16 protein-coding genes and 1 pseudogene are annotated in these 13,567 nt (G+C 49.3%); 3 read left to right on the plus strand and 14 right to left on the minus strand.

Going from position 1 to position 13,567, the window contains the following annotated elements; all coding sequences use genetic code 11:
- Positions 1–83: 83 nt before the first annotated feature.
- Both zwf and GBH70_RS02460 read left to right on the plus strand, forming a co-directional pair.
- Complete coding sequence (gene zwf / locus GBH70_RS02455; protein ID WP_151679536.1) at positions 84–1,583, plus strand: glucose-6-phosphate dehydrogenase; 1,500 nt, start codon at positions 84–86, stop codon at positions 1,581–1,583.
- A gap of 120 nt (positions 1,584–1,703) precedes the next feature.
- Positions 1,704–2,141 (plus strand): YueI family protein, encoded by a 438-nt coding sequence (locus GBH70_RS02460; RefSeq protein WP_151679537.1) that lies wholly within the window; start codon positions 1,704–1,706, stop codon positions 2,139–2,141.
- Here GBH70_RS02460 and GBH70_RS02465 read toward each other — a convergent pair.
- Genes GBH70_RS02465 through GBH70_RS02475 form a run of 3 tightly spaced genes read right to left on the minus strand, consistent with a single transcriptional unit; the run spans position 2,138 to position 5,050 of the window.
- Entirely contained in the window at positions 2,138–3,352 is a 1,215-nt protein-coding gene (locus GBH70_RS02465; protein WP_151679538.1) for a DNA polymerase IV, read from the minus strand. The genes GBH70_RS02460 and GBH70_RS02465 overlap by 4 nt on opposite strands.
- Positions 3,352–3,960 (minus strand): chemotaxis protein CheW, encoded by a 609-nt coding sequence (locus GBH70_RS02470; RefSeq protein WP_308689605.1) that lies wholly within the window; start codon positions 3,958–3,960, stop codon positions 3,352–3,354. Before GBH70_RS02470 ends, GBH70_RS02465 begins: the two co-directional genes overlap by 1 nt.
- Positions 3,926–5,050, minus strand: a complete 1,125-nt coding sequence (locus tag GBH70_RS02475; protein ID WP_151679539.1) for a tripeptidase T — start codon at positions 5,048–5,050, stop codon at positions 3,926–3,928. The genes GBH70_RS02470 and GBH70_RS02475 overlap by 35 nt, the downstream gene beginning before the upstream one ends.
- Before the next feature lie 153 nt (positions 5,051–5,203).
- Between GBH70_RS02475 and prli42 the strand changes: the two genes are divergently transcribed.
- Positions 5,204–5,296, plus strand: coding sequence for a stressosome-associated protein Prli42 (prli42, locus tag GBH70_RS02480; RefSeq protein WP_151679540.1), 93 nt, complete (start codon positions 5,204–5,206; stop codon positions 5,294–5,296).
- 30 nt (positions 5,297–5,326) lie between these two features.
- On the opposite strand, the gene GBH70_RS02485 is transcribed toward prli42, so the two are convergent.
- The 11 genes and pseudogenes from GBH70_RS02485 to lpdA form a co-directional block, all read right to left on the minus strand.
- Positions 5,327–5,833 carry a L,D-transpeptidase gene (locus GBH70_RS02485; RefSeq protein WP_151679541.1) on the minus strand — a complete coding sequence of 169 codons (507 nt, stop codon included), beginning with the start codon at positions 5,831–5,833 and terminating at the stop codon, positions 5,327–5,329.
- A gap of 7 nt (positions 5,834–5,840) precedes the next feature.
- A complete protein-coding gene (locus GBH70_RS17740; protein WP_371862225.1) occupies positions 5,841–6,149 on the minus strand; it encodes a hypothetical protein in 309 nt (102 codons plus the stop codon).
- Positions 6,073–6,408, minus strand: a complete 336-nt coding sequence (locus GBH70_RS17745; protein ID WP_371862226.1) for a hypothetical protein — start codon at positions 6,406–6,408, stop codon at positions 6,073–6,075. Before GBH70_RS17745 ends, GBH70_RS17740 begins: the two co-directional genes overlap by 77 nt.
- 57 nt (positions 6,409–6,465) lie before the next feature.
- Positions 6,466–6,722: pseudogene (locus GBH70_RS17750) on the minus strand (aromatic acid exporter family protein); the annotation flags it as partial.
- Complete coding sequence (locus GBH70_RS17755; protein ID WP_371862222.1) at positions 6,719–6,832, minus strand: aromatic acid exporter family protein; 114 nt, start codon at positions 6,830–6,832, stop codon at positions 6,719–6,721. The gene GBH70_RS17755 and the pseudogene GBH70_RS17750, both read right to left, overlap by 4 nt.
- A 77-nt stretch (positions 6,833–6,909) precedes the next feature.
- The gene (locus tag GBH70_RS02495) at positions 6,910–7,347 is read right to left on the minus strand and encodes a BrxA/BrxB family bacilliredoxin (protein WP_151679542.1); all 438 of its coding nucleotides are present in this window, start codon (positions 7,345–7,347) and stop codon (positions 6,910–6,912) included.
- A gap of 277 nt (positions 7,348–7,624) precedes the next feature.
- On the minus strand, positions 7,625–8,536 hold the full coding sequence (pfkB, locus tag GBH70_RS02500; RefSeq protein ID WP_151679543.1) for a 1-phosphofructokinase: 912 nt from the start codon (positions 8,534–8,536) through the stop codon (positions 7,625–7,627).
- Positions 8,537–8,797: 261 nt separating this feature from the next.
- Entirely contained in the window at positions 8,798–10,060 is a 1,263-nt protein-coding gene (locus GBH70_RS02505; RefSeq protein WP_151679544.1) for a dihydrolipoamide acetyltransferase family protein, read from the minus strand.
- Positions 10,061–10,083: 23 nt separating this feature from the next.
- Positions 10,084–11,067: an alpha-ketoacid dehydrogenase subunit beta gene (locus GBH70_RS02510; protein WP_151679545.1), complete on the minus strand. Its 984-nt coding sequence runs from the start codon at positions 11,065–11,067 to the stop codon at positions 10,084–10,086.
- A 12-nt stretch (positions 11,068–11,079) separates the two neighbouring features.
- Positions 11,080–12,072, minus strand: a complete 993-nt coding sequence (locus GBH70_RS02515; protein ID WP_151679546.1) for a thiamine pyrophosphate-dependent dehydrogenase E1 component subunit alpha — start codon at positions 12,070–12,072, stop codon at positions 11,080–11,082.
- Between the two features lie 24 nt (positions 12,073–12,096).
- Complete coding sequence (lpdA, locus tag GBH70_RS02520) at positions 12,097–13,512, minus strand: dihydrolipoyl dehydrogenase (RefSeq protein WP_151679547.1); 1,416 nt, start codon at positions 13,510–13,512, stop codon at positions 12,097–12,099.
- Positions 13,513–13,567 lie beyond the last annotated feature (55 nt).

The following is a 13,567-nucleotide window of genomic DNA, read 5'->3' on the forward strand; positions in this document are numbered from 1 at the left end:
GTTTCAGAATGGCACATTATAACCGTATAATGAAATTAGGTTAGCTCTAATCGTGATTTTTTGAACAAAGAGAGGTATAGAAAATGCAGAGAACCGAGACACCAAAATCATTGTTTATGCTTTTTGGCGCAACAGGTGATTTGGCGAAACGCAAGCTGTTTCCTTCCTTATATAATTTGTACCGGAAAGGCAAATTATCGGAGCGTTTCGCGGTGATTGGCACGGCGAGAAGGGGATGGACGGATGAAGTGTTCCGGAACCATGTGAAGGATTCCGTGCTGAGCGCAAACAAACATGCCGAGCGGATCGAGGAATTTGCCTCGCATTTTTATTACCAGCCGCATGACGTGACGGATTCCGACTCATACATACAATTAAAACAGCTGGCGGATGAGCTGGATGGAAAGTACCAATTGGAAGGCAACCGCATATTCTATTTAGCGATGGCTCCGGAATATTTCGGCACGATTTCCGACCATTTAAAAAGCGACGGGCTCACCGATACGAAGGGGTTTAAGCGGCTGGTTATCGAAAAGCCTTTCGGACATAACCTGGAAACGGCAAAAGCGCTGAACAACCAGATCCGCAAGTCTTTCTCGGAAAGCCAGATTTACCGGATCGACCATTATTTAGGGAAAGCGATGGTGCAAAATATTGAAGTGATCCGGTTTGCGAATGCCCTGTTTGAGCCGCTTTGGAACAACCGCTATATTTCCAATATCCAAATTACATCAAGTGAAATGCTCGGGGTGGAAGAACGGGCGCGCTATTATGAAACGAGCGGGGCTTTGCGCGATATGGTGCAGAACCATATGCTACAAATGGTGGCGCTTCTAGCGATGGAACCGCCGATCAGCCTGACGACAAATGAAATCCGCAGTGAAAAAGTGCGGGTGCTGCGCGCATTGCGGACCATTGAAGGGGAAGATGTACCGGAATATTTTGTGCGCGGGCAGTACGGGCCTGGCAAAATCAACGGCAAAAAGGTTCCGGGCTACCGGGAAGAGCTGAATGTGGCACCGGACTCCAACACGGAAACGTATGTGGCCGGAAAGCTGATGATCGACAATTTCAGATGGGCGGGCGTGCCGTTTTACATCCGTACCGGCAAGCGGATGGCCGCGAAATCGACAAAAATTGTGGTGCAGTTTAAAGACATCCCAATGAATTTGTATTACAACACGAACCATGATCTGCATCCAAATTTGCTTGTCATCCACATCCAGCCTGAAGAAGGGATCACACTGCATTTAAATGCGAAAAAACCGGGCCAGCATATGGAAACGACCCCTGTACAGCTGAGCTTTGCCAACAGCAGCAAAAATGGCATCAATACGCCGGAAGCATACGAAAAGCTGATCCATGACTGCCTCCTCGGGGATGCGACGAACTTTACCCACTGGGATGAAGTCGCCTTATCGTGGAGCTTTGTCGACAAAATTTCGCAAGTATGGGAAAACAAAGCCATTTCCTTTCCGAATTACGAAGCCGGCACGATGGGCCCGAAATCTGCCGATGAGCTGCTCGAAAAAGACGGCTTCTTCTGGTGGCCGGTAGAAGACCTTGAAGTCTGCAACTGCTAGAAAAAAAGCGGAGGCGCTTGCCCCGGCCCTCAAAAATAAAAGGAACACGCCGTACATAAATGGATAGCGTGTTCCTTTCTTAAACAAACTATCGGTAACAGAAAATTGCGGGGTGGAAACATGGGGAACAGAAAAAATGTGGAAGATTACTTGAAGGAAGGCATTTACGGGGAAAAAGAAACGTTGCCGGAAGAGCGCAAAAAATTTCTCGGAACCATCCGGGAAAGGATTGTCGCCGCTTTAACAAACGACCAGGTCATGGAAGCGGAAACCTATCCGGAAGTAACCCGGCTTCTCCATGAACATCCGGACGCAAAACTGCTTTTAAACGGCGCCCTCGATTACAGCTATCTTTCCAAATACATCAAGGAAGCGGACAAAAGCGACATTCCCTTCTCCATTGTCGAGAAAAAAGGCGTGGAAACCGATATCGGGCTTGTGCTCGCATACGACCATGCCATCAATCAAAAGGAAATTTATATCAAAAAGCAAAAAAAGGAACCCGAAAAGCCGAAAAAGAATGGCCTCTCTTCGCTTTTCAGTTTTTGGAAAGACTAGAGGACAGGAGGATCATGCGGATTCTCCGCTTCTCTTCCGGTTTGGATAATATTTTCCCCGAATTTTTCGCGTAGCTGCTCGATCGCCTTATACAGCGGCTCTTTTTTTGCGGCTTCTTCATACGTAAAAAGGCTTAACTGTTCCGCTGCCGCCCTGCGCTCAACTAAACCGGATCCTGTTATGCCGAGAAGGCGGACCGGGGTATTGTCCCAGTGCCGGATAAAAAGCGCCCGCGCCGTTTCAAAAAGCGCTTGACCGCTTTCAACAGGACTGCTGCATTTTTTACTTCTTGTCACCGTCTTCCGGTCCCGGTAACGGATCATAACGCTCACATTCGTTGCCGCATAACCTTTTTTCTCCATCCTTTCCGCCGTTTCATCCGCCAGTTTTTTCAGGACAGCATTGATGCGGTGCTCGTCATCCAAGTCCTCAGGCAGCGTCTGCATGCGCCCGATGCTTTTCGTAACATTTACGGATTCCGGATCGACCGGCCTATTGTCTTTGCCATTCGCCCTTTCTTTCAGGCGGATGCCGCGGATGCCGAGCAATTGCTTTAGTAATACATCATCCGCATGCGCCAAATCTCCGATCGTAAAAATACCGTGTTTTTCGAGTTTTTCCGCCGTTTTGCCGCCCACACCGTGCATATCGATTAAAGGCATCGGCCATAATAAGCGAGGAATATCGCGTTTCCGGAGGACGGTAATGCCCAACGGCTTTTTCATATCCGAAGCCGTCTTTGCCAAAAATTTATTTGGGGCGACGCCAATACTTGATGGCAGGTCAAGCTCAGCCAGAATCTCCTGCTGGATCGATTCGGCGATCAAAAGCGGGCTGCCGGGTTCGAATTGATCCGTTATATCGACATAGCCTTCATCTATGGATACCGGCTCGACAAGCGGCGAATACCGGCGCAGGATCGCAAACATAGCGGCGGAAGCCTTTTTATACCGCTCAAAATGGGGTGGAATGACCAACAGATCCGGGCACCTTTTTTTCGCTTCCCAAACCGGCATCGTCGTTTTTACGCCGTATTTCCTTGCTTCATAGCTGCACGTCACAATAATGCCCTTCCGCTCTTTCGGATTGCCGGCAATCGCTACCGGTTTGCCTTTCAATCCGGGGTTTTCCGCCATTTCAACCGAAGCAAAAAAACTGTTCATATCCACATGCAGAATGACGCGGCCGTTTTTCAGATAAAACTGCTTCATCATCCACCAACTCCGGTGTTTTGTGATTTTGCGGCCGCTTTTGCCTCTTTCATATAAGCCGCAATTTCTTTTATCCCTTCAAGCGATTCCGTGAACAAATCGGCATCCACCACTGTAATAAGCCGTCCTCCCAGATTTGCCACGCCCGTAAAATATTTTGTGCGGTCATAACCAACAAGACCGATCTGTTTTTGGTCATTTTCCAGTATTTCCACAATATCATTCGCTTCTTTCACAAGCAGGCCTATCGGAAGGGCCTGAGTCTGTAGCACAATGATGCGCGCATCCTCTTCATGCACTAGCTGCGTTTGATAGAAAACATGCTCCACATCAATAATCGGGACAAGCTCATCCCTTACCCTCATCACACCCCGAACAAATTCCGGCAGTTTCGGGATCGGGTTCACTTTTTGTGCCCTTTCAATGGAGATCACCGATTGGATATGAATGCCGTACTCCTCTTCCCTCGATTTAAAAATGATAAATTTATTGAGCGTATTCATCCGTTTCGTTCCTTTCTTTAAAAGGGGATGCGGGAGGCCGTTTTCGCGTCCCCCCGTCGCAATGGATCTGTTATTTTTCTTCTGCGGCGGTTTCCGCAATCGCAACTGCCATTTCCGCCAGTTTCACCAGTTCTTTGACCGGAATCCTTTCGTTGGTCGTATGGATTTCTTCATAACCCGTGCCGAGGTTCACCGTTGGGATATTAAAGCCGGAAATGACATTGGCGTCGCTTCCGCCCCCGCTTTGCTCGAGTTTGCTTTCACGGCCGATTTTCGCTGCCGCTTTTTTGGCAACTTCAACAACCTGGTCGCCGTCAGCGAATTTGAAGCCCGGATACATGACGTTCACTTCAATTTCCGCTTTTCCGCCCATTTCCTGTGCCACTTGTTCAAACGCTTCCTTCATTTTCGCCACCTGCGCCTCCATTTTTTCCGGCACGAGCGAACGGGCTTCGGCAAGAATATCGACGCGGTCGCATACAATATTCGTCGCTCGGCCGCCTTCAAAGCGCCCGATATTGGCGGTCGTTTCGCTGTCGATGCGGCCGAGCGGCATTCTTGAAATGGCTTTTGCAGCAATCGTAATCGCAGAGACGCCTTTTTCCGGCGCCACCCCGGCATGGGCCGTTTTCCCTAAAATTGTTGCCTTGATTTTTGCCTGCGTCGGGGCGGCAGTGACAATCGTGCCGACCGGGCCGTCGCTGTCAAGTGCAAAACCGTATTTTGCCTTTAACAGGGAGGGATCCAATTCACGGGACCCGACAAGGCCGGACTCCTCGCCGACGGTAATCACAAACTGGATATCCCCGTGCCGGATATTGTCTTCTTTCAACACCCGGATCATTTCGAACATAGCGGACAGCCCGGCTTTATCGTCCGACCCTAGAATCGTGGTGCCGTCCGAGACGATGTAACCGTCTTTAATGGACGGTTTGATGCCTTTTCCCGGTACAACGGTATCCATATGCGAAGTAAAATAGATCGGCGCGGCATCCGGTACGTTCCCTTTCAATGTGCAGATCAGGTTTCCGGAGCCGTGCCCGGTTTTTCCTTTTGTATCGTCTTCATATACTTCAACGCCAAGGCTTTCGAATTTTTTCTTCAGCACTTTGCCAATTTCTTCTTCATGGCCGGTTTCCGAATCCACCTGAACCAATTCAAAAAATTCTTTTACTAAACGTTCTTCATTGACCATGGAAAACCCTCCAATATTTGTATGTACTTTATCAGTATATCGCTAAATGTGCGGACAGACAACGATGACCCCGCCGCATGATTTTGCTTGTGCATTTTCCGGATTCGGGCTAGAATAAACTTATCATTGTCCGTGCAAGAGGTGAAAAAAGTTTTGTCGAAAAAAACGCAAAAGATCGTGGTGTATTTGATGCTGCTGGCAATGTTGGCCGGCACAGTTCTCTCCGGATTGACCATGCTGTTCTAACAAAGAAGGAACGGGAATGCCCGTTCCTTTTTATTTGATTGCGCCCTTCTCTTTTGCCAGTTGGAGCATCGATCGATTCGAACGGGTGATGTAAATTTTCACCCCGACTGGCACTTCTTCGTACAATTTTTCAAGCGCCTCCTTAGGCAGCCGGATGCAGCCACTTGAAATATAGCGGCCGATTGACGAAGGGTTATTCGTGCCGTGCAGGCCGTAAATCCGTCCGTCCGTGCCGCGAGCGTCAAACCCGATCCAACGTGACCCGAGCGGATTGCGCGGATCCCCGCCCGGAATATTTTTTTTACGGTAATAAGGGTTTTTGGCTTTCACTTTAATGGTAAACAACCCTTCCGGCGTCAGCTCGTTTGTTTTTCCGGTCGCAACCGGTGTTTCCATCCGGATTTTCCCGTCTCGGATCCAGGCGAGCCGGTTGGTTGCTTTATTCACAATGATCAAAGGGTCCCCTGACGCAACACCCCCATCAGCCGGCAATACCGGCATGCTGAACAAAAGCATTACTGCCATCCATACATGCATATGCCATTCACCCGTTGATTGTATTTTCCTTAGTTTGCTTAACGGAGCGGGTTCCATACATGTTAAATCCACTTTTAATTGTTAAATATTGTTCAATTTCCTGCAAGAAAACATAAAGTGCCGCCCTTGCCTCAAATTCCTCCCTTGTTTTCGGAAGTTCCATTTTTTTCATATTTTCCTGGAGGGTATGTAGCGATTCCAGGCGGTGGTGGGCCGTATTTTGCGGCTTAATATGTTTTTCACTTCTTCCAAAAAACGGGCAACGAACATCCGCTGTTCCACCATATGGGAGATCGATGCCAAAGTCGGCAGGCACCTTCCAATATTTCAAACTGCTTCGCCCGCATCGAAAAATAATCATAATAAAATGTATCCCCCGCTGAGAGCCGGTTCTCGATATCGCGGAACGCAAGCTTCTTCCCTTCTTCAAGCAGGGCGGCAGTCTCAGTAATTTCACTCCCGTCCCACGACATTTTCTCAAACTGCAAATAGGAGATCATTTCTTCGAAAATAGCTTTAAAATTGTTTTCAATTTCAGCCCGCATCGCGAGCAGTTTTGAATCGAGGCACGGCATGTACAAATTGATGACCAATGTGGTTCCAATGCCGATGAAAATGATGGCGCCCTCATTCAGTAGAAAAGCATACGTAATATGCCCTTTTGCATAAAAATGGAGCAAAATGACACTTGAAGGAACAATCCCTCCTGCACTTTTAATGCCACCGTCAGCGGGATCAAGATCAGCAAAGTTATGCCGATGACATAAGCTCGGTAGCCGAGAAGTGTGAAGCAAAGGGAGGACAATGCTATGACTATTATGCATGCGAGAAGCCGGCTCCATGCCGCAGTAAAAGATTTCTTTTTCGTATTTTGGATGCAAAGGATCACGATTTGATCGCGGCGGATAAAAAATTTTGCAGATGGAAAAACTGGTCAATGCTGATTGCCACTGGTGCGCCAACAGCAGTTTTTAAAATCCTGTAACCAATCCGGAACATCGTCTTTCCCCCCGAAAGTAAATAAAAAAGCCTGAAGCCTTTTCCAATCGTAAGGCTCAGGCTTGAAGAAGGCCAAATCAAAGTTCTTTACAGTATTCTTTGAACAATGCCTGCAGTTCGGCCACGACAGCTGCAGGGTCATGCCCTTCGATCTGATGGCGTTCAATCATTTTCACAATCTTTCCGTCTTTTAAAAGTGCAAAAGACGGGGAGGACGGCGGGTAACCGGTGAAATAGCTGCGCGCCCTCGCGGTTGCTTCCTTATCCTGCCCGGCAAACACTGAAACAAGCTGGTCAGGCCGCTTATCGTAATGGATGGCATGCGCTGCAGCCGGACGAGCGATTCCGCCTGCGCAGCCGCACACAGAGTTGATCAAAACAAGCGTTGTCCCTTTTTTGGCGAAAGCTTCGTCCACTTCTTCAGGCGTCCGCAGTTCCCTGTAGCCGGCATTGACAGCTTCTTCACGGGCCTGCCGGACGACGTCATTCATATAGAGATTAAAATTTACAGTCATTTTTCCCTTCCTTTCTTGCTTGTACTACTGTTACAGACTATCATAGCAGGATTTACCGCCACCTTTCAAACGTTCTGTTTGGCGCTGCATTTTTTTGCTTATTCATAGTAAAATGTGTAAAAAACTTGCCAAAAGGCGTTTATTTTCTTTGAATCCGGGGTACAATAATAGTACATCTAGATCCATACCCCTAAACTCCCTAGATGCTTTGGATAGCGGTTTCTCGCTGTCCCTTTTTATGCCGAAAAAACCGGGAACTTTCCCGGTTTTTCTAATCTTATAACGGTTTTACATTCACTTGCTTAAGAAGTTCTTCCGCTTCTTCTTTCGTGCACAGTTCCATCGAGAATGCCGTTGCGCTTCCGCAGGCGACGCCGAGCGCGAAAGCTTCTTCGTATGGCTTTCCTTTTGCAATCCCGCTCATAAATCCGGCTACGACAGAATCCCCTGCGCCGGCGGAATTTTTCACCGTCCCTTTCGGCGCCACTGCATAATAAGAAACCTCTTGATTCAGGAAGAGCGCGCCCTTTTCTGCCATCGAAATGATCACGTTTTCAACGCCCATATCCAGTAGGCGGCTGCCGTATTTGTGTGCTTCTTCCGGCGTTTCCACTTTTACGCCGAAAATCTCTCCAATTTCATGGTGGTTCGGCTTAATTAAAAACGGGTCCGCTTTAATGACGTGATTCAGCGGTTCGCCGGAAACATCGGCAATCACCCTTATATTTTTTTTCTGGCATCTTTTGATCAAATCCACATAAATCGTGGACGGCAGGGAACTCGGGATGCTGCCGGAAAATAAAATCATGTCGTTTTCATTCAGTTTTTCAATTTGGGCAAGCAGCTTGTCCAGCTCTGCTTCCGAAATGGACGGGCCTTTCCCGTTGATCTCGGTTTCTACACCTGATTTTAATTTAATATTGATCCTTGTATCTTCAGAAACATGGACAAAGTCCGTTGAAATGCCTTCTTCCCGCAGAAATTTTTCAATATAGCCACCTGTAAAACCGCCGAGAAAACCAAGCGCCGTGGAATCGACGCCGAGCCTTTTCAAAACGCGCGATACATTGATGCCTTTTCCGCCCGGAAATTTCGTATCCATAACAGAGCGGTTCAACCCGCCGAGTTCAAAATTTTCTACCTGGACAATATAATCGACGGACGGGTTCAGCGTAACAGTATAAATCATTCCTCACACAACCTTTGCTTTCATTTATCCTTTTCTCTCCTGGAAGCCTGGAAAACAGGCTGCAGAACAAATCTTATTATCCCCCTTTTTTCCTTCTCAATCGCAGCCAGCCATCTGAAATTGCAATCCTTCCGGTCGTTATTTTACAATCAAAAACAGTATAAATCAATTAAATTCATTCAAAAACAATCAGTTTCGATAATTTGCCACACTTTCCGCAAAACAGAAAAACCCGCTTGAATAAAAGCGGGCAATGGATCATTAATAGAGCGGTGCGGTTTCCGGTGTGACCGCTTCTAAAATGTCTTTTACGCGTTTTAAAAAGCGGCCGCAGACCAGTCCGTCCAAAATGCGGTGGTCGAGCGAAAGGCAAAGGTTCACCATATCGCGGGCGGCAAACATTCCGCCATCCATGAAGACAGGGCGCTTGACAATCGATTCCACCTGCAGAATGGCAGCCTGCGGGTAATTGATGATCCCCATCGACTGCACCGAGCCAAACGTACCGGTATTGTTGACGGTAAATGTGCCGCCTTCCATATCTTCAGGCGCCAGTTTCCCTGTACGGGCTTTTTGCGCCAAATCCGCAATTTCGCGGGCAATGCCTTTAATCGATTTCTCATCGGCCCGTTTGATCACCGGGACATACAGCTTATCTTCCGCTGCTACTGCAATCGAAATGTTGATCTCGTGTTTTTGGATGATGCTGTCCCCGGCCCAAGTTGAGTTGAGCTGCGGATACTCTTTTAACGCCTGAGCAACAGCTTTTACAAAAAAGGAAAAATAAGTAAGATTAAAGCCTTCACGCCGTTTAAAATCTTCTTTCACGGCATTCCTGTATTGCACAAGATTCGTTACATCGGCTTCCACCATCATCCACGCATGTGGAATTTTCTCCTTGCTGCGTACCATATTGTTTGCGATTGCTTTGCGCACGCCGGCAACGGGAATGACAAGGTCTTCAGCAGCCGCCTGTTGCGGTCCAGGCGCCGGCAGCGTTTGTTTTTCAGCAGCAGGGGAAGGTTGGGAAGCCGGAGCTTGCAGTTGTTCCGCTTGCGGTTCGTTAAGGCTTCCAATAATTTTTAAAAGGTCTTTGCGGGTGATCCGGCCTTCCTTTCCCGTTCCCTTTACTTTGCTTAAGTCGATGCCGTGTTCCTGGGAAAGCTTCAGAACAGCCGGCGAATAGCGCATTTTTTTCCCTCCGCGGTTTTCCGGCGGTTCCGGGGAGACAGGCACGGATTCCGGTTCCCCTTCTTGCCGCATTCCGCTTTCCTCTTCAGCCGCTTCGATTTTGACCGTGCAAATTACTTCGCCGACCGCGACGGTTTCATCCACGGCCGCGATCAGTTCCACAATCTCGCCGGTAAAAGATGAAGGCACTTCCGCATTGACTTTATCCGTCAACACTTCACAAAGCGGGTCGTATTTATTGACATGGTCGCCGGGGGATACGAGCCATTTGCTGATCGTCCCTTCCGTCACACTTTCCCCCAACTGCGGCATTGTAATGTTTTTAATCGCCAATTGACACCCTCCTTACCTGCATCTTAAAATTCGGCCAACTCCCGCATCGCTTTTTCGATTTTATCGGGATTGACCATAAAATATTTTTCCATCGTCGGTGCATACGGCATCGCCGGAACATCCGGGCCAGCTAAACGCATAATCGGGGCGTCAAGATCAAACAGGCAGTGTTCCGCAATGATAGCGGCCACTTCACTGATGATGCTCCCCTCTTTATTGTCTTCGGTGATGAGCAGCACTTTTCCCGTTTTTGCCGCCGCCTCCATAATCGCTTCCTTGTCAAGCGGGTACACAGTGCGCAGGTCAAGAATATGGGCATCAATGCCATCCTGTGCGAGCTTTTCCGCCACCTGCAGGGCGAAATGGACACAAAGCCCGTATGTGATAACCGTGATGTCCTCGCCTTCCCTTTTCACTTCGGCCTTTCCGATCGGCAGCACATAATCATCATCGGGCACTTCCCCTTTAATTAAACGGTAAGCGCGCTTATGTTCAAAAAAGAGGACAGGATCGTCATCGCGAATCGCTGCCTTGAGCAAACCTTTTGCGTCATAAGGCGTGGACGGCATCACGATTTTAAGGCCCGGCTGGTTTGCAAATACCGCTTCGATCGATTGCGAATGGTACAGGGCGCCGTGGACACCGCCCCCGTAAGGCGCGCGCACGACAAGCGGGCAATGCCAGTCATTGTTCGTACGGTAGCGGATTTTGGCCGCTTCGGAAATAATTTGGTTTACTGCCGGCAAGATAAAGTCGGCAAACTGGATTTCGGCAATCGGCCGCATCCCATACATCGCCGCACCGACCCCGACGCCGACAATCGCGGATTCGGCGAGAGGGGTGTCGATCACCCTTCCGGCGCCGAACGCTTCATATAATCCTGCTGTCGCTTTGAACACCCCGCCTTTTTTCCCGACATCTTCCCCCATTACAAAAACTTTTTCGTCCCGCTCCATCTCTTCGCGCAACGCTTTTGTGATCGCATCAATATATGAAATTACCGCCATGGTCTTTCCTCCTCACTCCTCGCCGTATACATAACGTAGTGCATCTTCCGGCTTTGCATACGGCGCATTTTCGGCATAGTCGGTCGCTTCATTCACGATCTGCATGACGTGTCCATTAACTTCCTTTTCTTTTTGCACGTCCAAAAGGCCCAGCTCTTTTAAATATTGGCCAAACGTGGCGATAGGATCTTTTTCCTTCGCTTTTTTCACTTCTTCCGGGGCCCGGTAGCGGTCGTCATCATCGGAAGAGTGCGGCGTAAACCGGTAGACGACCGCCTCGATCAATGAGGGCCCTTCTCCGCGCCGTGCTCTGTCCGCCGCTTCTTTGACAACTTCATAGACAGCGAGCGGGTCATTTCCATCAACGGTCACGCCCGGCATGCCGTAGCCGATTGCCCGGTCGGAAACGCGAGGATTCCCGAGCTGTTCCTCAATCGGGACGGAAATCGCATACTGGTTATTTTCGCACATGAAAATCACCGGCAATTTATGGACAGAGGCAAAGTTCGCCCCTTCATGGAAATCGCCCTGATTGGAAGAGCCTTCCCCGAACGTCACGAAGGAAACAAAGTCCTTTTTCTCCATTTTTCCGGCAAGCGCAATGCCGACCGCATGCGGAACCTGTGTTGTGACAGGCGAAGACTGCGTCACGATCCTGTTTTTCTTCTGCCCGAAATGGCCCGGCATCTGGCGCCCCCCCGAGTTCGGGTCTTCCGCTTTCGCAAATCCGGACAGCATGATGTCGCGCGCGGTCATGCCGAAAGCGAGCACTACCCCGAGATCGCGGTAATACGGCAAAACATAGTCTTTTTTCCTGTCGAGCGCAAATGCTGCGCCGACCTGGGCGGCTTCCTGCCCCTGACAGGAAATGACAAACGGGATTTTCCCGGACCTGTTCAACAGCCACATCCGTTCGTCCAATTTGCGCGCCAAAAGCATCGTTTCATACATCTCGATGACATCCCGGTCGCTTAAGCCCAAGCTTTTATGCCGATTTTCAGTCATATTGTTCACTCCCCATTCAAAGCATTACGCATGGATTTCAAGCCCGTCGACAGCGAGCGCCGCTTCCCCGATTGCTTCACTCAGCGTCGGGTGCGGATGGACTGCCATGGCCACCTCCCAAGGGGCTGCATCCAATACGCGCGCCAATCCGGCTTCTGAAATCATATCTGTTGCATGCGGTCCAATGATATGTACACCTAATATATCGTTCGTTTCTACATCTGCAACCATTTTGACGAAGCCGTCCGATTCGCCGTGGACGAGCGCTTTTCCGACCGCTTTAAAAGAAAATTTGCCAACTTTCACATTGTACCCTTTTTCTTTCGCCTTGTCTTCACTTAATCCGACACTCGCAATTTCAGGGTTTGCGTACACGCATTTCGGGACAAATGTTTCATTGAGCGGATCCGGATTTTTGCCGGCAATATGGTCAACCGCAATGATGCCTTCCCGCGATGCCACATGGGCAAGCTGCAATCCGCCTACACAATCTCCGATTGCATAAATATGGGATTCTTTTGTCTGGTAAAATTCATTCACACGGATCGCGCCGTTTTCGATTTCTATCTCCGTATTTTCAAGGCCGATATTTTCTATGTTGGCGACCCTCCCGACAGACAATAACAGTTTTTCCGCCTCAAGCGTTTTTGCGCCGACGTCTGCTTCGATCCGCAATTTGCCTTCCCCGGTATGAAGGGAAGCGGGATTTAAAGTAGTGCCTGTTAAAACCGTAACCCCTTTTTTCTTCAGCAGGCGGGCGATCTCTTTTGATATTTCGCAGTCCTCGCCCGGCAAAAGGCGGTCTGCTACCTCGCAAATCGTGACTTCCACGCCGAAGTCGGAAAGCATGGACGCCCATTCAACCCCGATCGCACCGCCGCCGGCAATGATCACCGATGCCGGGAGTTCCGAAAGTTCCAATGCCTCATCGGACGTGAGCACATATTCCCCGTCAACCTCAAATCCCGGCAGAACGCGCGGGCGCGAACCGGTTGCGATAATCAAATGTTTTGGAAGGAGCATTTCGTTTCCGCCGCCGGAACTTTCCACCGAAACCGTTCCTGGAAGCGGAGAAAAGATCGATGGGCCGAGGATTCTGCCTGTGCCTTCGTACACATCGATTTTCCCTTTTTTCATAAGATGCACTACACCTCGGTGCAGCTGGCCCACTACCGCCTTTTTCCGCTCCTGGATTTTTGCAAAGTTCAATTCGGCGCCAGTTACGTCAATGCCAAAATCCCCGCTTTTCCGGATTGTCCGGTAGACTTCCGCGCTTCTTAAAAGGGCTTTCGTCGGAATGCAGCCTTTATGCAGGCATGTGCCGCCAAGTTTCTCTTTTTCGACAATTGCGGTTTTTAATCCGAGTCGGGAAGCGCGGATAGCCGCCACATAGCCCCCAGTGCCGCCGCCCAGCACAACTACATCATATTCTGTTGCCAAACCGTGTACCTCCTTCTTCGTTTAGGCCGCATTGCCGAAGCAGCAATAGCGGCAT

The sequence above is a fragment of the Weizmannia acidilactici genome (assembly GCF_008974225.1).
GTDB classification, from domain to species: Bacteria; Bacillota; Bacilli; order Bacillales; family Bacillaceae_C; genus Weizmannia; species Weizmannia acidilactici.